The 25,973-nt window shown below is 63.4% G+C and carries 16 protein-coding genes; 8 read left to right on the top strand and 8 right to left on the bottom strand.

From position 1 onward, the window contains the following. Window positions 1–105: 105 nt before the first annotated feature. The 3 genes from ispG to ASG03_RS00920 form a co-directional block, all read right to left on the bottom strand. The gene (gene ispG, locus ASG03_RS00930) at window positions 106–1,359 is read right to left on the bottom strand and encodes a flavodoxin-dependent (E)-4-hydroxy-3-methylbut-2-enyl-diphosphate synthase (RefSeq protein WP_062691532.1); all 1,254 of its coding nucleotides are present in this window, start codon (window positions 1,357–1,359) and stop codon (window positions 106–108) included. 175 nt (window positions 1,360–1,534) lie between these two features. After that, a complete protein-coding gene (locus ASG03_RS00925) occupies window positions 1,535–2,737 on the bottom strand; it encodes an MFS transporter (protein ID WP_062691530.1) in 1,203 nt (400 codons plus the stop codon). Window positions 2,738–2,793: 56 nt separating this feature from the next. After that, window positions 2,794–3,573, bottom strand: a complete 780-nt coding sequence (locus tag ASG03_RS00920; protein ID WP_082475475.1) for a DeoR/GlpR family DNA-binding transcription regulator — start codon at window positions 3,571–3,573, stop codon at window positions 2,794–2,796. A gap of 209 nt (window positions 3,574–3,782) precedes the next feature. On the opposite strand from ASG03_RS00920, the gene ASG03_RS00915 reads away from it, so the two are divergent. Continuing rightward, on the top strand, window positions 3,783–4,160 hold the full coding sequence (locus ASG03_RS00915; RefSeq protein ID WP_062691526.1) for a CidA/LrgA family protein: 378 nt from the start codon (window positions 3,783–3,785) through the stop codon (window positions 4,158–4,160). Window positions 4,161–4,255: 95 nt separating this feature from the next. Then, window positions 4,256–4,975 (top strand): LrgB family protein, encoded by a 720-nt coding sequence (locus tag ASG03_RS00910; protein ID WP_062478077.1) that lies wholly within the window; start codon window positions 4,256–4,258, stop codon window positions 4,973–4,975. 106 nt (window positions 4,976–5,081) lie between these two features. Here the strand turns inward: ASG03_RS00910 and pyc are convergent, their stop codons facing one another. Further along, complete coding sequence (gene pyc / locus ASG03_RS00905; protein WP_062691524.1) at window positions 5,082–8,537, bottom strand: pyruvate carboxylase; 3,456 nt, start codon at window positions 8,535–8,537, stop codon at window positions 5,082–5,084. Between the two features lie 407 nt (window positions 8,538–8,944). Here pyc and ASG03_RS00900 point away from each other — a divergent pair, with 407 nt between their 5' ends. Beyond that, window positions 8,945–10,699, top strand: a complete 1,755-nt coding sequence (locus tag ASG03_RS00900; protein ID WP_062477580.1) for a glucan ABC transporter ATP-binding protein/ permease — start codon at window positions 8,945–8,947, stop codon at window positions 10,697–10,699. A gap of 100 nt (window positions 10,700–10,799) precedes the next feature. Here the strand turns inward: ASG03_RS00900 and ASG03_RS00895 are convergent, their stop codons facing one another. After that, window positions 10,800–11,204: a RidA family protein gene (locus tag ASG03_RS00895; protein ID WP_062477583.1), complete on the bottom strand. Its 405-nt coding sequence runs from the start codon at window positions 11,202–11,204 to the stop codon at window positions 10,800–10,802. Continuing rightward, window positions 11,201–11,806 (bottom strand): 3-isopropylmalate dehydratase small subunit, encoded by a 606-nt coding sequence (gene leuD, locus ASG03_RS00890; protein ID WP_062477586.1) that lies wholly within the window; start codon window positions 11,804–11,806, stop codon window positions 11,201–11,203. The genes ASG03_RS00895 and leuD overlap by 4 nt, the downstream gene beginning before the upstream one ends. Window positions 11,807–12,067: 261 nt before the next feature. Between leuD and ASG03_RS00885 the strand changes: the two genes are divergently transcribed. Next, window positions 12,068–12,592: a DUF3597 domain-containing protein gene (locus tag ASG03_RS00885; protein WP_062477589.1), complete on the top strand. Its 525-nt coding sequence runs from the start codon at window positions 12,068–12,070 to the stop codon at window positions 12,590–12,592. A 99-nt stretch (window positions 12,593–12,691) separates the two neighbouring features. Here ASG03_RS00885 and ASG03_RS00880 read toward each other — a convergent pair whose 3' ends face one another. Both ASG03_RS00880 and ASG03_RS00875 read right to left on the bottom strand, forming a co-directional pair. Continuing rightward, complete coding sequence (locus ASG03_RS00880) at window positions 12,692–13,015, bottom strand: hypothetical protein (RefSeq protein ID WP_062478079.1); 324 nt, start codon at window positions 13,013–13,015, stop codon at window positions 12,692–12,694. A gap of 159 nt (window positions 13,016–13,174) precedes the next feature. Beyond that, window positions 13,175–15,877: a DNA translocase FtsK gene (locus ASG03_RS00875; RefSeq protein ID WP_082475473.1), complete on the bottom strand. Its 2,703-nt coding sequence runs from the start codon at window positions 15,875–15,877 to the stop codon at window positions 13,175–13,177. A 283-nt stretch (window positions 15,878–16,160) separates the two neighbouring features. Between ASG03_RS00875 and ASG03_RS00870 the strand changes: the two genes are divergently transcribed. The 4 genes from ASG03_RS00870 (at window position 16,161) to pbpC (ending at window position 25,966) form a co-directional block, all read left to right on the top strand. Continuing rightward, window positions 16,161–16,553, top strand: a complete 393-nt coding sequence (locus ASG03_RS00870; protein ID WP_062691522.1) for a hypothetical protein — start codon at window positions 16,161–16,163, stop codon at window positions 16,551–16,553. Between the two features lie 268 nt (window positions 16,554–16,821). Then, the gene (locus tag ASG03_RS00865; RefSeq protein WP_062691520.1) at window positions 16,822–18,219 is read left to right on the top strand and encodes an FAD/NAD(P)-binding protein; all 1,398 of its coding nucleotides are present in this window, start codon (window positions 16,822–16,824) and stop codon (window positions 18,217–18,219) included. A gap of 176 nt (window positions 18,220–18,395) precedes the next feature. Continuing rightward, the gene (locus ASG03_RS00860) at window positions 18,396–23,837 is read left to right on the top strand and encodes an alpha-2-macroglobulin family protein (protein ID WP_062691518.1); all 5,442 of its coding nucleotides are present in this window, start codon (window positions 18,396–18,398) and stop codon (window positions 23,835–23,837) included. 50 nt (window positions 23,838–23,887) lie between these two features. After that, entirely contained in the window at window positions 23,888–25,966 is a 2,079-nt protein-coding gene (pbpC, locus tag ASG03_RS00855; protein WP_062691516.1) for a penicillin-binding protein 1C, read from the top strand. Window positions 25,967–25,973: the final 7 nt, after the last annotated feature.

The raw sequence follows: 25,973 nt of genomic DNA, 5'->3' as shown, positions 1-25,973 counted from the left end.
CTTGAAGCAGAGAAGGGGAACGCGAACTGGAGGCGCAGGTCGATCGATTCGGCGCCCCTCCAGGGACTTGCGTCCCAGCACGCATCACGCTTTCTCCGCGTCGGCCTATTCCGCCGCGGCATGGCCCTGGCCAAAGCGTTTTTCGATATACTCGCCGACGAGCGCTTCGAAGTCGCCTGCGATGTTTGTGCCGCGGATGGTCAGTGCCTTCTTGCCGTCGATATAGACCGGAGCGGCAGGAAGCTCGCCGGTCCCCGGCAGGGAAATGCCGATGTCGGCATGCTTGCTCTCACCGGGACCGTTGACGATGCAGCCCATGACGGCAACCTTCAGGCGTTCGACACCCGGATATTTTTCCTGCCAGACCGGCATGTTGCGGCGGATGTCGTCCTGGATCTTCTGGGCGAGCTCTTGAAACACGGTCGACGTCGTGCGCCCGCAACCCGGACAGGCGGCGACGACGGGGACGAACTGGCGGAAGCCCATCACCTGCAGCAGTTCCTGTGCCACCTGCACCTCACGGGTCCGGTCGCCGCCGGGCTCGGGCGTCAGCGAGATGCGGATCGTATCGCCGATCCCCTGCTGCATGAGAATGCCGAGCGAGGCAGACGAGGCGACGATGCCCTTGGAGCCCATGCCGGCTTCCGTCAGGCCGAGATGGAGCGCGTGATTGGTGCGCACCGATAGCATGGCATAGGTCGGAATGAGGTCTTGAACGTTGGAAACCTTGGCCGAGAGGATGATACGGTTGCGCGGCAGGCCGATCTCCTCGGCAAGTTCCGCCGAGATCAGCGCCGACTGCACGATGGTCTCGCGCATCACCTGTTGGGCCGTCAGGGGAAAGCCCTTTTCCTGATTGTCGTTCATCAGGCGGGTCAGGAGCTCCTGATCGAGAGAACCCCAGTTGACGCCGATGCGGACGGGCTTGTCGTACTGGATCGCCCGCTCGATGATCGCGCCGAACTGGCGATCCTTCTTTTCCTTGAAACCGACATTGCCGGGGTTGATCCGGTACTTGGCCAAGGCTTCCGCGCAGGCCGGGTGATCGGCGAGCAATTTGTGGCCGATATAGTGAAAATCGCCGATCAGGGGCACGTCGAGGCCAAGGCGTTCCAGCCGCTCGCGAATGCGCGGCACGGCGGCCGCGCTCTCATCACGATCGACGGTGATGCGCACGAGTTCGGAACCCGCGCGATGAAGGGCCGCCACCTGGGCTACGGTCGCATCCACGTCGGCCGTATCGGTGTTTGTCATCGACTGCACGACGACAGGCGCGCCGCCGCCGACCAGAACCCCGCCCACATCCACCCCGACTGTTTCACGGCGTGGCTGCGGTTCGAAGGCGAAGGACATGGACATGATGGGCCTCGTGCATTCCCGGTCGGTGGGCGCTCCTGAGGTGCAGGAGGATCGCCACGCTGTCAACTGACGCTGCCTCCCGATGGCCGAAAAGCGGCATCGGCAGCAGCGGTGCTCCAACAGATCTTGGCGGCAAATTCGTGGCGCCTGTGTCGCTGCCTTGCGTGCCTTTGGTTCAGCCCTTTGCCGAATCGGCGTGGACCGCATGGCGCGAGAGAAGCAGAACGATAAGGAACAGTGCGGGAATTGCCGTGAAAATCGCGGAGAAGCCGACATGTTCGGCAATGAAGCCGATGAGGGACGGAGCAAACAGGATGCCGGAATAGCCCATGAAGGTGACGACCGAGAGGCCGATGCCCGGCGCCAGGCCCGGCAGGTTGCCGGCCGCCGAAAAGGCGATCGGGACCATGTTGGAAATGCCGATGCCGGCAAGCGCGAAACCGATGATGGCAACCGTTGCATCGGGTGCAAGCCCGGCCGTCACCAGGCCGACGAGCGCCAGCAGGGTGCAGACCCGTAAAGTCCTCACCGCACCGAAGCGGTCCCGGACGTGATCGCCGGCAAAGCGCATGATCGCCATGGTGGCCGAGAAGGCGGCAAAGCCGTAGCCCGACAAGGCAACCGACGCGCCCAGTTCGTTGCGCAGGTAAAGCGCGCTCCAGTCGATGACCGATCCCTCGGGAATCATCGAGAACAAGGCGATGATGCCGATCAGCCAGGGCAGCGGCGAGCGGGGCAGGGCCAGTTTTTCCGCCTGCGCCTCGGGGTGCGGATGATCCGCCATCACGAGCGGCCAGGCGACGGCGAGGAATGCAAGCCCGGCGATCGTCACGAGCACCGCATGCAGGATCTCGCCGAAATGCGCGATCGCCGGACCGCCGAGGGCCGCGCCGGCCAGGGCACCCAGGCTCCAATAGGCATGGCAGGACGACATGATCGCGCGCCGCATGCGCTTTTCGACGGCGACGGCGTTGGCGTTCATTGCCACATCCATCGCGCCGATGAAGCCGCCGAAGAGGAACAGTCCCACGAATGCGAGCGGCAGGCCCGGCATCAGGCTGAGCACCAGAAGAACAGGCACCAGGCATGCGGCCATCAGCTTGGAGATCTTCTGCGAGCCGAGCCGAGAAATCAGACCTCCTGCAATCGGCATCATCAGAAGGGAGCCGATCCCGAAGGTAAGGATCAGCAAGCCGAGCACGCCCTCGCTAATGCCGAGCCGGTCTTTCAGGATGGGGATCTTTGGCGCCCAGCTGCCCATCATGAAACCGTTCATGAGGAACAGCAACGAGACGGCGAGCCGGATCCGCGGCATGTAGCCCGATGGGGCCAGATCTGTCGGAGGAACCGAAGCGCCTGCGTTCGTGTGGTGGTCCATCCTCTGTCTCCTTGCGGTCTGCGACCGGATCGTGTCGCTTTGGTTTTATCTGCGGATCAGCTGGCCACCGCCTGCGCGCGCAGAACGGATGCACCGGTTGCCTGAAGCGCGGTCGTAAGCGTGTCTGGCGCGTCCGCCTCGAGCGTCAGAGTCATCCGCGCGTCGAGGGCAGCGATGACGAAGGGATGAACCGATCCCAGCTTGTCGGTCGTGCAGGCAACGAGGACGGCGGATGCATGGGCAGCGGCAATCGTCTTGAAGACCACGTCGTCATAGATCAGCCCGGTCAGGCCAGACCCGGCATCGATGCCGCAGGCGCCGAGAATGCAGAGGTCCGGTCGCAGCATCTTGAGATCCCGCTCCGCCTGCGTGCCGATCGCCGCGCCGACATGACGATCGATCCGTCCGCCGATGGTGATCACCTCGATCCGCGCATGGTCGAGCGCCGCCGCGGCGATGGCCGGCATGTTGGTGGCCAAGGTCAGGGAGAGACCGGGGGGTAGCGCCTTGACGATTGCGAGGTTGGTCGATCCGGCATCAACGAACACCGTCATCCCGTCCGTGAGACGCGTGACGGCGGCTGCGGCCAGCGCCTGCTTGCGTCCGCGTGAAATGCCGGTCCTCACGGAGAATGGTTGCTCGGAGGGCAGAGCCAGAGCGCCGCCATAGACCCGCTCGCAGAGACCGGCTGCCGCCATGTCGCGCAGGTCGCGCCGGATCGTGTCTTCCGATACCTTGAAATGGCGCGCAAGGTCGCCGGCGAGAACCCGGCCGGATTGGCGGAGTTCGCTCCGGATCGCTTCCTGTCTCTCGCGCGTCAGCAGATCGCTCGACATCCGCGTTTTCCAATCATGCATAAATCGGTACGAACGTGCATAAACGTATTCTTTCGATATGCAAGGCGTATCTCGCTCGACGGGGTGCCGGACACGCACCGCTTTCCTTTCCCAGTTGCCGGTTGACGTGTCTTGACGCTTTCGGAATCACAGGTTCACAAGCAGAAGCAAGGGACAGATCGATTGCGTCATCACAGGAGAGACCCGGCATGATCCAAGGCATCACATGGCTGCTGGGCTTCCAACTTGTCGGGGAGGCTCTGTCGTATGCAGCTGGAGGACAGGTTCCAGGACCTGTCATCGGCCTTGCGCTTCTGACACTCTTCTTGCTGACGACCCGGGGGGTGTCGGCTGCCGCCTCGATGGAGCAATCCACCGGCAAGGTCGCAGATGGCCTTCTCGCCAATCTCGGCATCCTGTTCGTCCCCGCGGGGGTCGGCATCATCCAGCATCTGGATCTCGTGGTGTCCATGGGGCTGCCAATCCTCGCCGCGATCCTCGTCTCCACGGTCGTCACGCTCGTCGTCACCGTCTGGGCTTTCACATTCGCCAAATATCTGGAGCAGAAATGGAAGCGCAAACCATGACCGGCCTAACAGAGGGAGTTCCAACAGGAACGGGTCTGGCGGTTCCGGACATAATGGGGCAGGTCTTGGCGGGGAAAGCTGCGGCCGGCGGGGTCATGGCGCAGCAAGCACCTGTTCTGCCATCCAGCCTGTGGGTCTATCTCTCGGCAACGCCCCTCTTCTGGCTGACGGCGACGCTGGTCGTCTGGCTGCTTGCCAGTGCCGTGGCTCGCCGCGCGAAGGGGCATCCCATGGTTAATCCGGTGCTGATTTCCGTCATCGTCATCGGCCTCGGGTTGACGCTCGGCGGCGTCGCCTATCCCGCCTATTTCGAGGGGGCACAGTTCATCCACTTCCTGCTGGGTCCGGCGACGGTCGCGCTCGCGGTGCCGCTCGTGCGGCAGATCAGGCTCGTCATTGCCAATCTGCTGCCCATGCTGGTGGCGCTCGCCGCCGGCAGCATCACCGCCGTCCTCAGCGTGCTTGCGCTCGGGAGGCTCTTCGACTTTCCCGACGCGCTCACCGTCTCCATGGCGCCGAAGTCTTCGACAGCCGGCGTTGCCATGGCGATCTCGAAAGGCCTTGGAGGTGATCCCGGTCTCACCGCGGTCTTCGTCATCCTCACCGGCATCACTGGCGCGGTGGTCGTCACGGGTTTGATGAACCGCATGCGGATTACCGACTACGCGGCCCGCGGCTTTGCCGCGGGTCTCGCGTCTCACGGCATCGGTACGGCGCGCGCCTTTCAAGTCGATCCGGTCGCCGGTCTCTTCGCCGGCATTGCCATGGCGTTGAACGCGCTGGTCACCGCGCTGATCGTACCTCTGTTTCTCTGAAGCCGGCGAGACGCACAGACCGTCCGGATACGAATCGGAGCAGACCGCCTAAACCCTGGAACACCGGCCGTCGCCGACCGGTGTCCCCCTGTGATCTGGCCGCGGCTCAGCCGAAGACGACGAGCAGATCCTTGGTGTCGATCTGGTCGCCTGTCTTCACCAGCACCTCCGCGATCACACCGTCTTTTTCGGCATGGAGCGCGGTTTCCATCTTCATGGCTTCGATGGAGAGAAGCACGTCGCCGGCTTTGACCCTCTGGCCGGCAGAGACGGCGACGGTGGAGACGACGCCCGGCATCGGCGCACCGAGATGAACGGCGTTTCCGGCTTCGGCCTTGCGGCGCACGGCGGCCGTCGCCGCCCGATTCCGGTCTGGCACCTTGATCATGCGGGCCTGGCCGTTCAGCTCGAAGAAGACCTTGACCATGGCCTGCTCATCCGGCTCGCTCTTGGCCTGGTGCTGGATCACCAGCGCCTTGCCGCGCTCGATTTCCGGCAGAAGCTCCTCGCCCGTCGTCAGTCCGTAGAAGTAGGCATGCGTCGGCAGTACCGAGACGGGGCCGTATGTCTCGACCGCCAGCGCGTAGTCCGTAAAGACCTTGGGATACATGAGGTAGGAGGCGAACTCGGCGTCCGACACCGGGCGGCCGATCTTGGTTTCGACCTCCTGGCGCTCGGCATCGAGATCGGCTTCGGCCAGCAGCGAGCCCGGACGATCGGTATAGGCTTCCTCGCCCTTCAGCGCCTTCTTCTGCAGGGCTTCCGGCCATCCGCCCGGAGGCTGGCCAAGATCGCCCTTCAGCATGGACACGACGGATTCCGGGAAGGACACGTCCTTGGCCGGGTTTTCAACATCGGCGACGGAAAGGTCCTGGCTCACCATCATCAGTGCCATGTCGCCGACCACCTTGGACGACGGTGTGACCTTGACGATGTCGCCGAACATCTGGTTGACGTCGGCATAGGTCTGGGCGACCCGATGCCACTTGGTCTCGAGCCCGAGCGAACGGGCCTGTTCCTTGAGATTGGTGAACTGGCCGCCCGGCATTTCATGCAGGTAGACTTCCGAGGCCGGTCCTTTCAGATCGCTTTCGAACGCCGCATACTGATGGCGCACGGCTTCCCAATAGAAGGAGATGCGGCGGATCGCTTCAGGGTCGAGGCCCGGATCGCGCTCTGATCCCTTCAGCGCTTCGACGATCGAGCCAAGGCAGGGCTGCGATGTGTTGCCGGACAAGGCGTCCATTGCTGCGTCGACCACGTCGACGCCTGCATCCACGGCGGCCAGCACCGTTGCCGCGGCAATGCCCGACGTATCGTGCGTGTGGAAGTGGATCGGCAGGTCTGTTGCCTCGCGCAGGGCCTTGAAGAGCACGGTGGCGGCTGCCGGCTTCAGGAGGCCTGCCATGTCCTTCAGCGCAATCATGTGAGCGCCGGCCCGCTCCAGCTCACCGGCCAGCGCCGTGTAGTATTTTAGGTCGTATTTCGGGCGCGCGGAGCTGAGGATGTCACCCGTGTAGCAGATCGCCGCCTCGCAGATGCGATTCTCCGCATTCACGGCGTCCATCGACACGCGCATGTTCTCCACCCAGTTCAGGCAGTCGAACACGCGGAACACGTCGATGCCTTCGCGGGCTGCCTGGCGCACGAAATACTTCACGACATTGTCCGGATAGTTCTTGTAGCCGACGCCGTTCGCGCCGCGCAAAAGCATCTGGAGCAGAAGGTTGGGCGCGTCCTCGCGAATGCGGGCAAGGCGGTCCCATGGGTCTTCGGTGAGGAAGCGCATGGAGACGTCGAAGGTCGCACCGCCCCAGCATTCCAGCGAGAAGAGCTGCGGCAGGGTCTTGGCATAGGTGTTGGCGATTCGCGCGATGTCGTAGGTCCGCATGCGTGTCGCCAGCAGCGACTGATGGCCGTCGCGCATTGTCGTGTCGGTCATCAACACGCGTTTTTCGGCACGAACCCATTCGGCGAATTTCTTCGGGCCGAGTTCGTCCAGCTTCTGCTTGGTGCCGGAAACCACTTCGCTGCGTGCGAACGGGACGACCGGCTTGGCAGCATCTGCCGGCGGGCGTGGCCTGCCCTTGGCTTCCGGGTGGCCGTTGACAGTGACGTCGGCGAGATAGGTCAGCAGCTTTGTCGCACGGTCCTGCCGTTTGACCTGCTGGAAGAGCTCGGGCGTTGTGTCGATGAAGCGCGTCGTGTAGGAATTGTCCCGGAATTTCGGATGCGTGATGATGGCTTCGAGAAAGGTCAGATTCGTCGCCACGCCGCGGATCCGGAACTCGCGCAGCGCGCGCTCCATGCGGGTGATCGCCTCGGCCGCGCCCGGCGCCCAGACGGTTACCTTGACGAGCAGCGGGTCGTAGAAGCGGGTAATGACAGCGCCGGTGTAGGCTGTGCCGCCATCAAGCCGAATGCCGAAGCCGGCCGCCGAACGATAGCCGGTGATGCGACCATAGTCGGGAATGAAGTTCTGTTCGGGATCCTCGGTGGTGATGCGGCACTGAAGCGCATTGCCATTCAGGCGGATGTCCTCCTGCTTCGGTACACCCGATTCCGGCGTCCCGATGGCATGGCCGTCGAGAATGTGGATCTGCGCCTTGACGATGTCGATCCCCGTGACGACCTCCGTCACGGTATGCTCCACCTGGATGCGCGGGTTTACCTCGATGAAGTAGAACTTCCCGGTATCCATATCCATCAGATACTCGACCGTGCCGGCACCGACGTATTGGGTCGACTGAGCGATCTTGACGGAATAGGCCGCAAGTTCCTGACGCTGCGCCTCGTTCAGATAGGGGGCGGGCGCCCGCTCCACGACTTTCTGGTTGCGGCGCTGAACCGAACAGTCGCGCTCGAACAGGTGCACCACATTGCCGTGCGTATCGCCGAGAACCTGGCTTTCGACGTGGCGGGCACGCTCGACGAGTTTCTCCAGATAGACCTCGTCCTTACCGAAGGCCGCCTTCGCCTCGCGCTTGGCTTCCGTCACCTCGCGGGCAAGATCCTTCGGATCGCGAATGGCGCGCATGCCGCGCCCGCCACCGCCCCAGGAGGCCTTCAGCATAATGGGATAGCCGATCTCCTCGGCCATGCGCGCCACTTCGGCCATGTCGTCCGGCAGCGGCTCGGTGGCGGGTACCACGGGGACGCCGATCTCGATCGCGAGATTGCGGGCCGCCACCTTGTTGCCGAGGCGGCGCATCGTGTCGCCTGTCGGTCCGATGAATATGATGCCGGCTTCCTTGCAGGCGTCCACGAATTCGGGGCTCTCAGACAGCAGGCCATAACCCGGATGGATCGCATCCGCGCCTGACAGCTTGGCCACGCGCAGGATTTCCTCGATCGAAAGGTAGCTTTCGATCGGTCCGAGGTCGCGTTCCAGATGTGGGCCTCGCCCGATCTGATAGCTTTCGTCGGCTTTGAACCGGTGCAGGGCGAGCTTGTCCTCCTCCGCCCAGACAGCCACGGTTTTCAGGCCCAACTCGTCGGCTGCTCGAAACACGCGGATGGCGATTTCGGATCGATTGGCAACGAGAATCTTTTTGATGGACAAGCTGGCCTCCTACACCTTGACGTGCGGCTCTGCTGCACCGCGGAAGAACTCTATCGGCTCACTTTAGGAAGTTCAATTTCGGAATCTCACGGGATGCGAGATTCAGCACGCCCCGGCGTCTTTTCCGCCCAGACAGCGGAAGCCTGCGCACGCGGCCTGTTCCGCGGCGGCGGGGCAGAAAATCCGCGGTCCGCTCCGGATGGAAATGGCCGTGTCGTGCAGGGAATGCAGTGCGCTTTTTGCGCTGCACCGCAACATGAATACCCCGTTCAGCGACCATTCATGTTGCGATTGCGATAGTGGCGTCATCGAACAGGGAGAAGCACGTCTTCTGACCGGTTCGCCTTCAAGCCGGGCCGGTTGGCCGGTCTGGCGCGACAACGAGATTTCCCACGAGGGATAAGACAGTGTCATTGTTTCAGGTCTATGCGAGAGCTCTCCAGTATCTCGCCGCTCACAAGTTTCGCGTTTCTGCGATCGTCATTGCCAACATTGTGCTGGCGGCCATCACGATTGCCGAGCCGATCCTGTTCGGCCGCATCATCGACGCGATCTCCTCCAAAACGGAAGTCACGTCGACCCTTATCATGTGGGCGACGCTCGGCATCTTCAACACCATCGCTTTCGTGCTGGTTGCCCGTGAAGCCGACCGCCTGGCGCATCAGCGCCGCGCGACGCTCATCACGGAGGCGTTCGGCCGCATCATCTCCATGCCGCTGTCCTGGCACAGCCAGCGCGGGACATCGAACGCCCTGCATACACTGCTGCGAGCTTGCGAAACGCTGTTCGGCCTCTGGCTCGAATTCATGCGCGAGCATCTCTCGACCGCTGTTGCGCTGACCCTGCTGGTTCCCACGGCCTTTGCCATGGACTACCGCCTCTCGCTCGTCCTTGTCGTTCTCGGCACGCTCTATGTCATCATCGGCAAGCTTGTCATGGCGAAGACCAAGGACGGTCAGGCTGCCGTCGAAGGTCACTATCACACCGTGTTCGGCCATGTATCGGATGCCATCAGCAACGTCTCGGTCGTCCATAGCTACAACCGCATCGAAGCCGAAACACGCGAACTGAAGGCTTTCACGCAGAAGCTCATGTCGGTCCAGCTCCCGGTTCTCGACTGGTGGGCGCTGGCCAGCGGCCTCAATCGCATGGCCTCCACGATCTCCATGATGACGATCCTCGTCATCGGTACCCTCCTCGTCCAGCGCGGCGAACTGGGTGTTGGCGAAGTGGTTGCCTTCATCGGCTTTGCAAACCTTCTGATCGGCCGTCTCGACCAGATGAAGAACTTCGTCAACCAGATCTTCGAAGCCCGTGCCAAGCTCGAAGACTTCTTCAACCTGGAAGATTCGGTTCGTGACCGCGAAGAGCCTGCCGATGCCGGCGAACTGAACCATGTTCGTGGCGACGTCGAGTTCCGTGATCTGACCTATCACTTCCCGGGCACCACGGATGGCCTGCACGACATCAACATCAAGGTAAAGGCTGGCCAGACCATCGCCATCGTCGGCCCGACCGGCTCCGGCAAGACCACGCTGATCAACATGCTGCAGCGTGTCAACGAACCGAACTCCGGCAAGGTCCTGATCGACGGCGTCGATGTTGCCAAGGTAACGCGCAAGTCGCTGCGTGCCTCGATCGCTACAGTCTTCCAGGATGCTGGCCTCCTCAACAGGTCGATCTCGGACAACATCCGTCTCGGTCGTGAGGATGCAACGCTCGAAGAGGTCGTGAAGGCCGCTGAAGCTGCCGCTGCTTCGGACTTCATCGAAAGCCGCGACACGGGTTACGACACACGGGTCGGCGAACGGGGTAACCGCCTCTCCGGCGGCGAGCGTCAGCGGATCGCGATCGCTCGGGCCATCCTGAAGAACGCACCGATCCTGGTGCTGGACGAAGCCACCTCCGCGCTTGACGTGGAAACGGAAAACCGGGTGAAGGACGCGATCGACAACCTGCGCAAGGACCGGACGACGTTCATCATCGCACACCGTCTGTCGACGGTTCGCGAAGCCGACCTGGTGGTCTTCATGGATCGTGGCCGGGTGGTCGAAATGGGCGGCTTCAACGAGCTCAGCCAGTCCAACGGCCGCTTTGCAGCCCTGCTGCGGGCCTCGGGCATCCTGACGGACGACGACGTCCGCCGCGCAACGGCTGCCTGATTTGTCAACGATCAAATACCGGATATAGGAACGCCCCGTCAAAAGCGGGGCGTTCTTGCGTTGAGGTGCTGATGTGCGACGGGATATCTGGGTGCCGTGATCAGCGCCGAAGCGCCGTGACCTCGATCTCGATCCGCATTTCGGGGCGGATCAAGCCACAGACGACCATGGTGGCAGCCGGGCGGATCTCGCCGAACGCTTCTCCCAGAATGGGGAAAACCAGGTCGGCAGAGGACGACTCGGTAATGTAGTAGCGGCAGCGGACGATGTCGGACAGCGCGAAGCCGGCCTCGTGCAGAACGGCGGCGATGGTCTTCAGGCAGTTGCGGGCTTGATCCTCTACCGCTTCCGGCATGGTCATCGTCGCATAATCATAGCCCGTCGTTCCCGAGACGAAACACCAATTGCCCTCGACCACGGCACGCGAATAGCCCGCCGCGCTCTCGAACGGCGAGCCGGAAGAGATCCGCCGTCGCGAAGCGGCGGTGCTGGCGTCCTGGGTCAAGCCCAGGGACGCTCTACGGCGTTAGCCTTCTCGAAGCCGTCGATGGCCGAGACCTTCTCCAGCGTCAGGCCGATATCGTCGAGGCCATTCAGCATGCAATGGCGCTTGAAGGCATCGAGCTCGAAGCTGATCTTGCCACCATCGGGGCCGGTGATTTCGAGGTTTTCGAGGTCGACGGTAAGAACGGCGTTCGAACCGCGGCTCGCATCGTCCATCAGCTTTTCCAGATCCTCGGGGCTGACGACGACCGGCAGAATGCCGTTCTTGAAACAGTTGTTGTAGAAGATGTCGGCAAACGAGGTCGAGATGACGCAACGGATGCCGAAGTCGAGAAGGGCCCAAGGAGCGTGTTCGCGCGAGGAACCGCAACCGAAATTGTCGCCGGCAACGAGGATCTTGGCGTCCTTGTAGGCAGGCTTGTTCAAGACGAAACTTTCGTTGAGCGTGCCGTCCTCGTTATAACGCGCTTCGGCGAAAAGGCCGGTGCCGAGCCCTGTCCGCTTGATCGTCTTCAGATAATCCTTCGGAATGATCATGTCGGTGTCAATGTTGACGACGGGCAGGGGAGCGGCGACGCCGGTGAGCTTGACGAACTTGTCCATGGCCTTGCGACTTTCGTGTCCAGAAGAGGGAATTGTCCTGCGCTTTAGAGCAAAACGTGGGTAATTTGAAGGAAAATCTCTGGCGGTGCGGAGACAGTCGAAGGCGCGTGAGGCGGCGGAGCACGGATCCGGGCCACTTTCTGTCGCCGCTTTACAGCGTCACTTCCCGCAAGCCCTTGGAGAACGAAACCTACAGCATAGGTAAAGCGTTGAGCACCGTGCGCATGAAATGCGCCGCCCCACCACAGGAGGACGTTCCCAATGGGCATTTTCGACAAGATCAAGGATGCGATCTTCGGTCATCACGACAAGGCCACGGCACCGGCATCGCCGACCGGCACGACCTTGAACCCGTCAGGCGCCGGTCCCGTCGTTGCGTCCACAGCGCCCTCGGCGACCCCGGTTGCCCCGACGGGAACCGCAGGTACAGCTTCCGGCTCGGCGTCTGGAATGCCGTCCGGAACACCCGTCGCTGCCCCGTCCCAGGCGCCGTCGGCCACCGCGCCGACGACCGCGTCGGCGTCCGGTCCGGTCGATGTCGCCGCAATGCTCGACAAGGCTGTCGCCGCCAAGGGCCAGAAGCTCGACTGGCGTCATTCGATTGTCGATCTGATGAAGGCGCTCGGCATGGAAGCCAGCCTTTCCGAACGCAAGGAACTTGCGCAGGAGCTGCATTATACCGGCGACGCAAACGACTCCGGCAAGATGAACATGTTCCTGCACAAGGCGCTGCTTCAGAAGCTGTCGGAAAACGGCGGCAAGGTTCCAGCTGAACTGCTCGACTGAGACCAGCCTTAAGGGAATCTGGTCGATGACATGAAAAAGGGCTTCCGTAGGGATACGGAAGCCCTTTCGGTTTGGCGCGTCTGTTTGCAGAAACGCGTCTCAGATTTCCGGGCAGCCATTCCGGTTGGCGAAGGTAATGCGCTGAGGACCACGGCGGGTCATGCCTTCCACGACGACGCGGCGTTCGGTGACCCGAACAACTTCGGGATCGCGCAGGCCGGAATCGCGTGCTGCTGCACGGGCTTCGCGCTCGCCGCAACGATCGCGCCCACGCTCACGGCGCGGTTCGCGAATGACCGGGCGAATGCCATCGGGCCCAACGCGCAATTCGACACCCTGAGCGTTGGCGATGCCCGCAAAACCGGCTGATCCGCCGGCTGCAATCGCCAGCGCCATGCTGGCAGAGACGAAGAACTTCATCATGATATGACCTCCCATGCGCAGTGATGCGCCTTTGAACAATCTCCATCAATCCAGACGGGGGGATTTGGTTCCGCTGATGTCGGTAGAGCTTGCGTCCCTCGCCAGGGACCGGATGCCAGCACCGAGGCATGTTGCCATGCCCCGGTTGCGCGCTCGTTTTCAGTCGTCGCTGTCCATCACGGCAGGTTCGATGCTGACGGGCTCGATGGCATCCCGTCCGCCAGCGATAATCGACCGCTTGCCGACATGGTTGGCCGCACCCACGAGGCCTTCGCGCTCCATCCGCTCGACCAGGGAGGCGGCACGGTTGTAACCGATCTGCAGGCGGCGCTGGATATAGGACGTGGAGCACTTCTTGTCGCGCAGCACCACCTTCACGGCCTTGTCGTAGAGATCCTGGCCGTCTTCCTCGGCCATGCCGGACTTGTCGAACACGGCCGTATCTTCTTCGGGAGCCTCTTCCACCTCGTCCGCATCCTCGGTCACCGTGCCGAGATATTCCGGGCGGCCCTGCGCCTTCAGATGGTTGACGACCTTTTCGACCTCCTCGTCGGAGACGAACGGTCCGTGCACGCGGGCGATGCGTCCCCCGCCGATCATGTGCAGCATGTCGCCCTGTCCGAGCAGGTGTTCAGCACCCTGCTCGCCAAGGATGGTGCGGCTGTCGATCTTCGAGGTCACCTGGAAGGAGATGCGGGTCGGGAAGTTGGCCTTGATCGTGCCGGTGATGACATCGACCGAGGGGCGCTGCGTCGCCATGATCAGGTGAATGCCGGCGGCACGGGCCATCTGGGCGAGCCGCTGGATCGCGCCTTCGATCTCCTTGCCAGCCACCATCATCAGGTCGGCCATCTCATCGACGATGATGACGATGTAGGGCATCGGCGCAAGGTCGAGCTCCTGCTCTTCGAACACCGGCTCGCCGGAGCCGCGATCGAAACCGGTCTGGACCGTCGTGAACACCGTCTCGCCCTTGGCCCGGGCAATGGCCGCGCGGCTGTTGTAGCCGTCGATGTTTCGCACGCCGAGCCGCGACATCTTGCGATAGCGATCTTCCATTTCCCGAACGGCCCATTTCAGCGCCATGACGGCCTTCTTCGGGTCGGTGACGACGGGGGTCAGGAGGTGCGGGATCCCGTCATAGATCGACAGTTCCAGCATCTTCGGATCGACCATGATCAGGCGGCATTCCTCGGGCTTCAACCGATAGAGCAGCGACAGGATCATGGTGTTGATCGCGACGGACTTGCCGGAGCCCGTCGTTCCTGCCACGAGAAGGTGCGGCATCTTGGCGAGTTCCGCCACGACAGGTTCGCCACCGATCGTCTTGCCGAGGCAGAGCGGCAACTTGAACTTCGTTTCCTCGTAGCTGTGCGATTCGATCATCTCCCGGAAGTAGACCGTTTCGCGCACCGGATTGGGCAGCTCGATGCCGATGACATTGCGGCCCGGAACAACCGCGACGCGGGCCGACAGGGCCGACATGGAGCGGGCGATGTCGTCGGACAAACCGATGACGCGCGAGGATTTGACGCCCGGGGCCGGCTCGAACTCATAAAGCGTGACGACTGGGCCGGGCCGCACATCGATGATCTCGCCGCGGACGCCGAAGTCTTCCAGCACGCTTTCGAGCAGGCCGGCGCTCTGCTCCAGGGCTTCCTGGCTCATCGAGGTGGTCTGCTGGAACACCGGCTCCTGCAGAAGGTCGACCGGCGGGAGTTGATAGCCCTCCATCTCCGGCAACACCGAGAGATCGATCGCGCGTGCCGCGGCACTCAGTTGCAGCGAAGGGGTCAGCCGTCCGGCGAGAACCTGAGCGGCGCGAATGCGCGGCTTGATGGCAGCCGGCGCTTCCGTCTCGGCCGCGTCGGGAGCCATGGGGATGTCGGCAGGGATAGGCTCGGGAGCAGCTTGCGGCATCTGCTCGGTTCCCAGGGTCACCGCGTCCGCGCCCTCGTCAACGACCGGCAATACCGCGGATTTGGTCGCACCGACCTCGATCACGCGATAGAGGGCCGTAACGGATTCGGGGCTTGCACGAAACGCAACGGTCGGGTTTGCCGGAGCCGTCGAGGCCATGGTCTTTTCTGATGACATCGGATGCGCCGTCGGCGTAGGCATCGGCTCGACGGCCGGGATAACGCGAATGGCCGGCGCCGGAACAAGAGAAAGCGACGGATCGAAATCGGGGTTCGATAGCAGGGTCTCGAAGAAGATCGCGTCGTTGATGGCAAAGCTGAAGGCCCGGGGCGCAACGGATGGGGCCGTTTCCATCTCGATGGCGGCGTCATCGACAACCGGTGTCACGACAGGTTCCTCTTCCACCTCGAGCGGATCCTGCAACCCGTCGGCACGTGGTGCTTCGATCTGTGCCTGTGGCCAGCTTTCCGGCTGGGAGAACTCGCGGCGCAGTTTCAGCGCCAAGGCGAGCGCGCCGCGCGCCGTTGCGAAATCGGTGGGGATATCGAAAGTCTGTGTCATTTCAGGTCGTTCCAATGAAGCGTCGGCTTCGATCATGTCCGAGGTCAAGGCGGCCAGCGGCTCGTTCGGCTGCTCGCTGATCTGAACCATTTCAAGCATGGGTGGCGATTTCGGGCTACGTTTGGGGTAGGCGCTGTCCGGTGTTCGGGTGAAGCGGACGTTGGGGCCGATCACGAAGTTGCTCTGCCAGATCGGCGCCCGTCCTTCGATCTCGCCGGCTGCCATCTCGTCGGCGTTCTCCGCATCGTTACCCGACAGGAAAGCGCCGCCGAGTGTCTCCGGCGTGCCGTAGATACGCTTGACCGGCTCGATGCGCTGCGGCGCATCTTCGGCTTTCGTACTGTCGATACCGTGGGGAAGATTTGTTCTGGATAGACGCATAGGAACCTGCAAACTCGGGAACATGAGGGCCGATGGGCACCTCTATTCAATAGAAAATAAAGGTTAATCAGCCCTTTCCACGCGACACGTCCAACAGGAGCGGAAGTGCGTCGTACCCATATTAAACTCTTGTAATCATTGAAATCATGATTGGCTCTGCGCAAAAGTGCGCAAAAAAATTTCTCCAAAGGCTGGAACCGGAGGGGAAAGCAGGTCATTAATACATCCGGCGGAAATGTGCAGGCGCGACCCGCCCGCGTCGAAGCAAAGTGAGGAGACGCAGATGAAGACACTGCTGCCAGAACTTCACCAGGGGCATGCTCCGATTAACCTGCATCAGCTGTTCCGCGAGGCAATCGACGCCTACGAGGACTGGGATGGGGGCGCCGATGCGCCGACCATCTACCATCAGGGTGCACTCCTGCCGATCGCGCTGGTCTTCGACCATATGCGGGATTGCACCGACATTCTGCCGACGTCCGTCCGGGAAGTCGTAACGTCGCAGCTGACCAAGCCATGGTCGAGCGAAAGTCCGCTCGACGACATGACGGTGTCGACGGCAGCCCGAATCATGGGCGTCATGGTCCGCAAGCGCCAGGTGCGCAGCGGTCGGGCCGACATCAATGCGTTTCTTCGACGGATGGAGCGACAGCAGGCGCATCGCGCCGCGCGCTGACAGACAGATCAGGGGCTGCGAGAGCGGCCCCTTTTTCGTTGGTAGGTCGCGCTCGTGTTCTGTTCGCCAAGGTCAGACCTTGGCGATCGCCGTCGTCAACGAAGACTGAAACCGCTTGATGGCGGCCAAGACCCATGGTGTAATCTGTCGACGACAGAGACCGCATATGTGAACGCGTGCGCCATCGACGTCCCAGGGACGATCGGGGCGAGGGCATCAGGTTCAACCATCCGACACCTGCCAGAGGTGGCAGCAAGGGAGGAATGATATGACGGTTCAGGGCTTTCCCACGTCCAGCCGACGCACCCCCGGCGAGCCGCGCGAGATCGCGGTGGTGGGGCGCGGCTTCTCCGGAATCATGATGGCGATCGCTCTTCTCAAGACGGTCACCCAACCGTTCCGGCTTCGACTTTTCGATCCGGCTCCCACCATCAGCGGCGGACAGGCTCTGGCCGGCGCGCGCTCGACCGAGATCCTGAACAGCCGTGCGCGGGATCTCTCCGTGGCGACCGGGGAACCGAAGGATTTCACGCGGTGGCTTCAGGCGAGCAGCGAGTTCCGTGATGCCGTATCGGCTGCCATCCCCGGTTTCGGGCAGATTTTCGTTCCGAAGTCGATCTTCAGCGACTACGTCTACCAGCGCTTCTCCGAGGCGCTCGCCCAGCGGCGAGACGTCACGGTTCAGATGTCGCATGATGTCGCCGACGATATTCGTCGTCTTGAGCACGGGGGTGTGCGCCTTGGTTTTGCCGATGGCGGCGCCATGGTGTTTGATGAGGTGATCCTTGCAACGGGGTACGGGCTCAAGGCTGACGCGGGCGACGTGGCGCGGGCTGTGACTCGGGACATCACCACGCCGGACAGCGCCGAAAAGCATGTCATCGTCATGGGCAGCGGTCTTCGCGCCGTGGATCAGGTTCTGCAACTGCGCGACGCGGGGTTCGGCGGACGGATCTCCATTCTTTCGCGCCGTGGCTTCCTGCCGCAGCCGCACACGCGGCTTGCCGCTGACTCGGTCTTTCCGACCCAGCCGATGCCGTCTCAGCTGCGCCACATTCTGCGATTCGTGCGGGAGGCGTGTGCGGAGGCTGAGGAAAATGGCTGGAGCTGGCAGGCGGCCATGAACGGGTTGCGCAAGCGTGCAAGCTCGCTCTGGTCGTCGCTCCCGCCCAGCGAGAAGCGGCAGTTCAACCGCCATCTTCGCTCGATCTACGACGCTCATCGCAACCGTCTGCCGGCGGATGTCCATGCGCGACTGGAGCGCGAGCTAGGCGCCGGCCTGACGGATCTCAGACGCGGCACGGCGCTGCGTCGCTCAAGCAAGGGCCTTGTCGTCCGCTGGTCCGGCGAGCAGGGCGAAAGTCTGTTTGCGGCGGATCGAATCATCGATTGCCGTTGCCTGTCGGCCGATCTCGACGTGCCTGTGATCGCAGCCGCGCTTCGCAACCAGCTCGCCGTGACGGACGAGCTCCAGCTCGGTCTCTCGGTCAATTCGGCCGGTGAACTTCTGGATGGACGTGGCCGCGGGCTTGGTCTCTTCGCCATCGGGCCACTGGGCTTGGGCTCCCTGCCGGATATCGATCTGGTGCCGGAAATCGTTGCCCAGGCCTATGCCGCCGCCGCTCTCATCGACCTTCGCGCCCGCCCGCAGCGACAGGCCGGCTGACGCGACGGCCTGGTCGGCGGATGGCTCGGCGTGCATGTCGCGTCCACGCGTTCCGTTCTGCATGCGGCGGCTTCGCCGGCAGGGTGCGTTCGCATTGACAATGACGGGGGGCGGACAGAAAGTGGCAGCGGAACCGACCGCCGTGAGCAGGCCGGGCCTTGAGGGGGGAACTCGGTATGCGCGCGACACTTCGGTTTGCCGTCGGTCTTCTGATGCTGATCGCTTCGGCCATCGCGGCGCAAGCCGCCGGCGGGCGAACGATCGTCACGACGCAGGACCAGGATTATTTCGGTTTCGACCTGCGCACGGAGCAGAACCTCTCGCTGTCCGCCTGCGAAAAGGTCTGCATCGCAGACCGCAACTGCCGAGCCTTTACCTATAATCCCAAGGTGAAGTGGTGTTTTCTCAAGTCGGATTTCCACACGATCAACGCCTTTCCTGGTGCTATCGCCGGCCGGATCGTGGATGCCGGGACGGCTGGCCCGGATATCGGCGCGGCGCTTGCGCTGCCCTTCCTCTCGGAGGATCTGGTTACCCAGGCGCGAGACGCCAAACGCGCTCTTACCGTCCCGGAGGATCGCGCTGAATCCGGTCGAGCAGCGCTCATCGCCCAGGCTGCCCGGGAACGTCAGGATGGCGCCATCGAAGCATCGCTTCAGAGCCTGATGGCCGCACTTGCGATCGATGCCGAGGACGGACGTCTGTGGACGCAGGCCGCCCGCACGGCCAATCTCATCACCGGCAATGCGGCTGTCGCCAACCAGTCCGCACTCGCTGCCATCAACGGCTACGAGCTTTCACGAACCGCAACCGACCGCGCCGAGGCTCTGGCAATGCTCGGGCAGGCGCTCGCCGCCACCGAAAGCTTTCGTCCGGCGCTCGAGGCCTACAAGGCGAGCCTCGCCCTGGTCGAGAATCCGACCGTACGGGCAGCATTTGCCGAACTCCGCAGCAAGAACGGCTTTCGCGTGATCGGCAATACCGTGGAGGCAGAGGCCGCCTCGCCCCGCGCGTGCGTGCAGTTTTCCGAGCCGCTGCAGCCGGGCGTCGATTACACGCCGTTCCTGACGCTCGACAAAGCCGCGCCGCAGGCCGTCGAGGCGAAGGACAGTCAGATCTGCGTCGAAGGCCTGTCGCATGGGCAGCGCTATAAGCTTTCGCTACGCCCCGGCCTGCCGTCCTCCGTCGAGGAGCCGCTTGAGGCGGTCGTCGATCTTGATCTCTACGTTCCCGACCGCCCGGCCATGGTCCGTTTTACGGGAGACAGCTTCGTTCTGCCGATGACCGCGCGCCGCGGCATTCCCCTTGTGTCTGTGAACACCACGAGCGCCAATCTCAAGCTCTACCGCGTCGGCGATCGCAACATCGCCCAACTGCTGACGAACTCGCAGTTTCTGACCCAGCTTGACGGCTACAGCGCCGACCGCATTCAGAACGAGAGCGGTGAACTGGTCTGGCAGGGCACGATCGACCTCCAGACCGACCTCAATAAGGAGGTCATGACGAGTTTCCCGGTGGATGAGGCGCTGCCGAAGCGCAAGCCGGGCGTGTATGTGCTGACGGCCGTCTCGGCCACCGGCGCGTCCAACGAATGGGATAGCCAGGCCACGCAATGGTTCGTGGTTTCCGATATCGGTTTGTCCACTTTCGCCGGCACCGATGGCCTCAGCGTCTTCGCTCGTTCTCTTTCCTCCGCGAGGCCCATGCCGGGCATCGTGCTTGAGCTTGTTGCCAAAAACAACGAAGTGCTCGGCACGGCGACCAGCGATGAAGATGGTCGTGCCGTGTTCGATGCCGGTCTGCTGCGCGGTGCCGATGCCGCCCTGCCGGCCGTCATTTCTGCCCGGGCCGGGCCGGACGACTATGTGTTTCTCGACATGACGCGTGCCGGCTTCGATCTGTCGGACCGCGGCGTTACCGGGCGTCCTGCGCCGGGCGCCGTGGATGTGCTCACCTGGACCGAACGCGGCATCTATCGGGCGGGCGAGACGGTTCATGTCTCGGCGCTTGCGCGCGACCCGACGGCGACAGCCGTCACCGACCTGCCGTTGACCTTCGTGTTCCTGCGCCCTGACGGCGTGGAGGACCGGCGGATCGTGTCTGGAGACAGCAAGCTCGGCGGCTATGCGCTCGACATGGTGCTGCAGCCGAACGCCATGCGCGGCACGTGGACCGTCCAGGTGTTCACGGACCCGAAGGGCAAAGCCATCAGCGAGAAGCCGTTCCAGGTCGACGACTTCGTGCCGGACCGCATCGAATTCGACCTGAAGAGCGCTGCACAAGCGATGACACCCGGCACGCCGGTGCCGGTAACCGTCGATGGTCGCTATCTCTACGGCGCGCCTGCCGCAGGCCTTGAGCTGGAAGGCGACGTGCTTTTAAAGCCCACGCACGAGAGCGCCGATTATCCGGGCTATGTCTTTGGCCTTGCCGACGAGGAAAACACCGAGGACAGCCGACAGACGCTCGACCTGCTGCCGCCGCTCGATGCGGACGGAAAGGCGCGTTTCGATGTCGATCTCTCCGAGCTTCCTGCCACGACCCAGCTCGTCAACGCCACGATCGCGGTGCGGCTTCAGGAGGCCGGCGGGCGGGCCGTCGAGCGGACGCTGGAGCTTCCGGTGCGGGCCGAAACCGACAGGATCGGCATCAAGCCGAATTTCAGTGGTGCGCTGACCGAGAATTCGACCGGCACGTTTCAGGTGATCGGTATCGGGCCGGATGGCGCGCGCAAGGCGATGACGGGCCTGAGCTGGAAGCTCATGAGCGTCGAGCGGCAGTATCAGTGGTATCGCGAGGGGACGGCATGGCGGTACGAACCCATCCTGTCGACGAAGCTGCTGTCGAACGGCACGCTGGATGCCGGTCTTGAGGGCGGCACACTCCGTGTTCCCGTGACCTGGGGACGCTACCGGCTGGAGGTCGCAGCTCCCGGTGGCGATCCCGTCTCCAGCGTTGAGTTCGATGCCGGCTTCTATGTCGCAGCGACCTCAACCGAAACGCCTGACGGCCTGGAGATCGCGCTCGACAAGGACAGCTATAAGGTCGGGGAAACGGCAACTCTCAACGTCTCGCCGCGATTTGCAGGCGAGCTCCTGATAACCGTCGGCTCGGAGACGCTGATCGCAACCAAGACGGTCTCGATCCCCGCGACCGGAGACAAGATCGCCTTGCCGGTCACAGCCGATTTCGGCGCGGGCGCTTACGTGACCGCAACGCTCTATCGCCCGGGAGACGCGCAGGACAGCCGCATGCCGATGCGCGCGATCGGGGTCAAGTGGCTGACGGTGGATCCGGCCGAGCGCAGGCTCGATGTTTCCCTGACGCTGCCGGAAAAGACGCTTCCCCGCCAGACGCTCAACATTCCGGTCAGCGTCGCGGGCGCCGGTGTCGGCGAGGACGCTTACGTCACATTGGCTGCCGTCGATGTCGGTATACTCAACCTCACGCGCTATCAGGCGCCGGATCCCGACGGCTGGTACTTCGGCCAGCGCCGGCTCGGCCTTGAAATCCGCGATCTCTATGGCCGCCTGATCGATGGCTCGCTCGGCGCGACCGGACGGTTGCGGACGGGTGGCGATGGCGGCGCCATGGCACTGCAGGGCAGTCCGCCGACCGAAAAGCTGGTCGCCTTCTTCTCCGGCCCGGTCAAGCTCGATGCCGAGGGCAAGGCCATCATCGGCTTCGATATTCCGCAGTTCAACGGGACCGCGCGCGTCATGGCCGTTGCTTGGACGAAGACCGGCGTCGGCCACGCGACGGCAGACGTCGTCATTCGCGATCCTGTCGTCGTCACTGCCAGCCTGCCGAAATTCCTCGCGCCTGGCGATAGCGCGGAGTTGCGTCTCGATATCGCCAACACCGACGCGCCAGCCGGCGATCTTTCGATCACCGTCGAGGCCGATCCCTCCGTGTCCGTGGATACGGCATCACTCGACCAGCGCTTCGCCATTCCGGCGGGCGCGAAGGTCGATGTGACATTGCCGCTGAAAGGCATCCAGCCAGGAGACGGAACACTGACCATCAAGGTCGTCGATGCCAGTGGACAGTCTCTCGAGCAGACCCTGGCCATTCCCGTCCGGCCCGCTTCCCTTCCCGTCACCACCCGTTTTCCGGTCGAGCTGAAGCCGGGAGGGAGCCTGGTGGTGGACGAGGGGCTTCTGGCGGAAAGCCAGTTGCGCGGGGCATCCGTCAGCCTCAGCGTCAGCCGGGCTGCGGCGTTTGACATCCCGGCACTTCTCATGGTGCTCGACCGCTATCCCTATGGCTGTGCGGAGCAGACCACCAGCCGCGCCTTGCCGCTTCTCTACCTCAGCGAACTCTCGGTTCCGTCCGGGCTTCCGTTGGACAGCGACGTGCGGACGCGGGTGGAGGATGCGATCCACCGCGTTCTCTCCTATCAGTCGTCGTCCGGCAGTTTCGGGCTCTGGGCGCCGGGTTCCGGCGATCTCTGGCTGGACAGCTACGTGACCGAGTTCCTGACCCGTGCCCGGGAGAAGAACTTCGACGTGCCGGAGCAGGCCATGATCCAGGCACTCGACAACCTGCAGAACTCCCTGTCCTACGATGTCAACGTGACGGAGCAGGGCAACGGCATTGCCTATGCGCTCTACGTTCTCGCGCGCAATCGCAGGGCCGCCATCAGCGATCTCCGCTATTACGTCGACACGAAGCTCGGCGAGTTTCCGACTGCGCTGTCGAAGGGTCACCTGGCCGCTGCGCTGTCGCTGTATGGGGATGCGAACCGGGCGCAAACCGTGTTTTCCCAGGCTGCGACCATGTCGACGGATGCAAAGATTTCCGACCTTGCCCGGTCGGATTACGGATCGGCCCTGCGCGACGATGCCGCGGTCCTGGCGCTGGCCGCCGAGAGCCGTCCCGTCCCGACAATCATCCCGGCGCTTGCAAAACAGGTGTCGGAAGCCTGGGATCGCACATCGACGACAAGCACACAGGAGCAATTGTGGATGCTGCTGGCCGCGCGTGCCGTGTCTCGCGGAGACGAGGGCCTTGCCCTGACGATCGACGGCGTGGCGTCTTCCGGCACCTTTGCCGCCCGCAAGACCGGCGAGGAGATCCTTGGCCGTCCGGTCACCATCGTCAATAGCGGCAAGGATCCGGTCACGGCGACGGTGACGACCGTTGCAGCGCCGGCCTTTCCGCTTCCGGCCGGCGGCAATGGCTATGCCATCGAGCGCAGCTACTACACGCTCGACGGGGAGCCGGCGAATGTCAGCGAGGCACGCCAGAACGAGCGCTATGTGGTTGTGATCAAGGCGACCGACCTCAATCCCGGTCCTGCACGGATCCTCGTGACCGACCTTCTGCCCGCCGGGTTCGAGATCGACAATCCGACGCTGGTGGATAGCGCCAAGCTGTCGAATTTCGAATGGCTGGGCGAAATGCAGGCCGCCCATAGCGAGTTCCGAAGCGACCGTTTCGTTGCCGCGTTCGACCATGCGGCCGGGGATTCAAACGACATGACCGTCGCTTATGTCGTGCGCGCCGTCACGCCCGGCACCTACGATCATCCCGCCGCCACTGTCGAGGACATGTACCGTCCGCAATTCTCCGCCCGCACGGCGACAGGACGAATGGAGGTTCAGGCAGTCGAGTGATGCGGTCCTCGGTTCGCTCCCTCCCGAAACCCCGGCGGCTCGTCCGGGCAATGACCGCCACCTTCATCGGTGGCGGTATGCTGGCCGCGCTTGCCGTCATTGCCGGTTTCGGGATCGATGCACTGGATCATGCCTATCCGCCGCCGCTGGATGGCGCGGCGCTTGCAACATCGGCGGAAATGGTTGATCGCGACGGCCGGCTGCTGCGCGCCTTTGCGACAACCGACGGACGCTGGCGACTGAAAACGACCGCAAAGGATGTCGATCCGCAATTCGTCCGGATGCTCATCGCGTATGAAGATCGCCGCTTCGCCGACCATGGCGGCATCGACGTCCGCGCGCTCGCCCGTGCCACCTTACAGTTTCTGACGCATGGGCGGATCGTCTCGGGCGCCTCGACCCTGACCATGCAGGTCGCCCGTCTGATCGAGCCGCGCGAGAGCCGTTCGATCGGTGCAAAGCTCCGGCAGATGGTCCGCGCCTGGCAACTGGAGCGTCGGCTTACCAAGGCGCAAATTCTCGACATCTACCTCACCCACGCCCCCTATGGCGGAAATCTGGAAGGCGTGCGGGCGGCAAGTCTGGCCTATTTCGGAAAGGAGCCACGCCGTCTGACGGTCGCGGAGTCCTCCCTGCTCGTGGCCCTGCCGCAACTGCCCGAACGCCGCCGCCCGGACCGGCATCCCCATGCGGCAGAAGCGGCCCGCGCCCGCGTGCTGGAGCGGGCTGCGGTCGCCGCCGTCATCGGCGAGGGTGAGGCCGAGCGCGCAAGCCTCATGCCCGTGCCCGAAAGCCGCCGTCCACTGCCGACGCTCAGTCCGCATCTCGCCGAACTCGCGCGCCGGAAGGTGCCCGCCGCCTCTACGCTGCGCACGACGCTTGTTGCCCCTGTCCAGGCGGCACTGGAGTCCGTGGCGAAGGGTGCCGCGGAACGGGCGGGCCCACGCATCTCCGTTGCGATGGTCATGGCGGATGCCGCGACAGGCGAGATCCTGGCAGAGGTCGGATCTTCCGACTATCTCGATTCGAGCCGCAAAGGCTGGATCGACATGACCCGAGTGCCGCGCTCTCCGGGATCGACGCTCAAACCGTTCATCTATGGCCTCGCTTTTGAAGAAGGCTTGGTGTCGCAGGAAACCGTGATCGAGGATCGGCCGGCAGATTTCTTCGGCTATCGCCCGCGCAATTTCGACATGACCTATCAGGGCGATGTTACCATCCGGCAGGCGCTGCAGCTATCGCTCAACGTTCCTGCCATCCGCTTGCTGGACGCCGTCGGGCCTTCCCGGCTGATGCTGCGTATGCGTCGGGCCGGAATCGATCCGATGCTTCCGGTGGGAGAGGCGCCGGGCCTTGCGATCGGGCTTGGCGGTCTTGGCGTGTCGCTGCGCGAACTGGTGCAACTCTATGCGGGACTTGCCAATGAAGGCCACCCGATCCGCCTTGGCGATGGGGTCGATTCCGCCCCTGGACCGATTGCTGGCGAGCCCATCCTCGATCCGGTCGCCACATGGCAGGTGGCCGATATTCTCTCAGGCGTGCTGCCGCCGGCCGGTAGCGCGCGTCGTGGCATCGCCTACAAGACGGGGACGAGCTACGGATATCGCGATGCCTGGTCGGTTGGGTATGACGGGCGAACGGTGCTCGGCGTCTGGGTTGGGCGGGCGGACAATGGGGCCGTCCCGGGGATGACGGGCTACACCACGGCGGCACCCGTCCTGTTTGATGCTTTCGCGAAATCAGGTATCGCCGGAGTACCGCTTCCGCGTGCGCCGGCTGGCGCCGTTCGCGTTGCGGCGCAGGACCTCCCGATCAGTCAGCGGCGGTTCTCCATGACGATAAGCGGCCTTCTTCGCGCCAATATTCGTGAGGCCGCGCCGCAGATCGTCTATCCGCCTGAAGGGGCCCGCGTCGATCTCGGCAAGGATGTTTCAGGGGTCCCGTTGCCGCTCACGCTCAAACTTCAGGGCGGACGCGCGCCGTTTCGTTGGCTCGCCAATGGTCGGCCCCTGGCGGATCTCAGCCGACGGCGCATCAACCAGTGGGTGCCGGACGGGGCCGGCTATTCCACGCTGACCGTGATCGACGCAGCCGGGCGTGCAGCGAGCGTCCGGGTATTTCTGCAGTAATTGTCGC

Origin of the sequence: Rhizobium sp. Leaf341 (assembly GCF_001424325.1) — a bacterium.
GTDB lineage: Bacteria > Pseudomonadota > Alphaproteobacteria > Rhizobiales > Rhizobiaceae > Ferranicluibacter.
Note: the sequence above shows the minus strand (reverse complement) of the source record. Positions and strands in the feature narration are given on the sequence as shown.

Excerpts from the sequence above, each read along its gene's own strand:
- ispG (WP_062691532.1), bottom strand. The coding sequence starts at position 1,359 with ATGTCCATGTCCTTCGCCTTCGAACCGCAGCCACGCCGTGAAACAGTC.
- ASG03_RS00925 (WP_062691530.1), bottom strand. The coding sequence starts at position 2,737 with ATGGACCACCACACGAACGCAGGCGCTTCGGTTCCTCCGACAGATCTG.
- ASG03_RS00920 (WP_082475475.1), bottom strand. The coding sequence starts at position 3,573 with ATGTCGAGCGATCTGCTGACGCGCGAGAGACAGGAAGCGATCCGGAGC.
- ASG03_RS00915 (WP_062691526.1), top strand. The coding sequence starts at position 3,783 with ATGATCCAAGGCATCACATGGCTGCTGGGCTTCCAACTTGTCGGGGAG.
- ASG03_RS00910 (WP_062478077.1), top strand. The coding sequence starts at position 4,256 with ATGGCGCAGCAAGCACCTGTTCTGCCATCCAGCCTGTGGGTCTATCTC.
- leuD (WP_062477586.1), bottom strand. The coding sequence starts at position 11,806 with ATGGACAAGTTCGTCAAGCTCACCGGCGTCGCCGCTCCCCTGCCCGTC.
- ASG03_RS00885 (WP_062477589.1), top strand. The coding sequence starts at position 12,068 with ATGGGCATTTTCGACAAGATCAAGGATGCGATCTTCGGTCATCACGAC.
- ASG03_RS00880 (WP_062478079.1), bottom strand. The coding sequence starts at position 13,015 with ATGATGAAGTTCTTCGTCTCTGCCAGCATGGCGCTGGCGATTGCAGCC.
- ASG03_RS00875 (WP_082475473.1), bottom strand. The coding sequence starts at position 15,877 with ATGCGTCTATCCAGAACAAATCTTCCCCACGGTATCGACAGTACGAAA.
- ASG03_RS00870 (WP_062691522.1), top strand. The coding sequence starts at position 16,161 with ATGAAGACACTGCTGCCAGAACTTCACCAGGGGCATGCTCCGATTAAC.
- ASG03_RS00865 (WP_062691520.1), top strand. The coding sequence starts at position 16,822 with ATGACGGTTCAGGGCTTTCCCACGTCCAGCCGACGCACCCCCGGCGAG.
- ASG03_RS00860 (WP_062691518.1), top strand. The coding sequence starts at position 18,396 with ATGCGCGCGACACTTCGGTTTGCCGTCGGTCTTCTGATGCTGATCGCT.
- pbpC (WP_062691516.1), top strand. The coding sequence starts at position 23,888 with ATGACCGCCACCTTCATCGGTGGCGGTATGCTGGCCGCGCTTGCCGTC.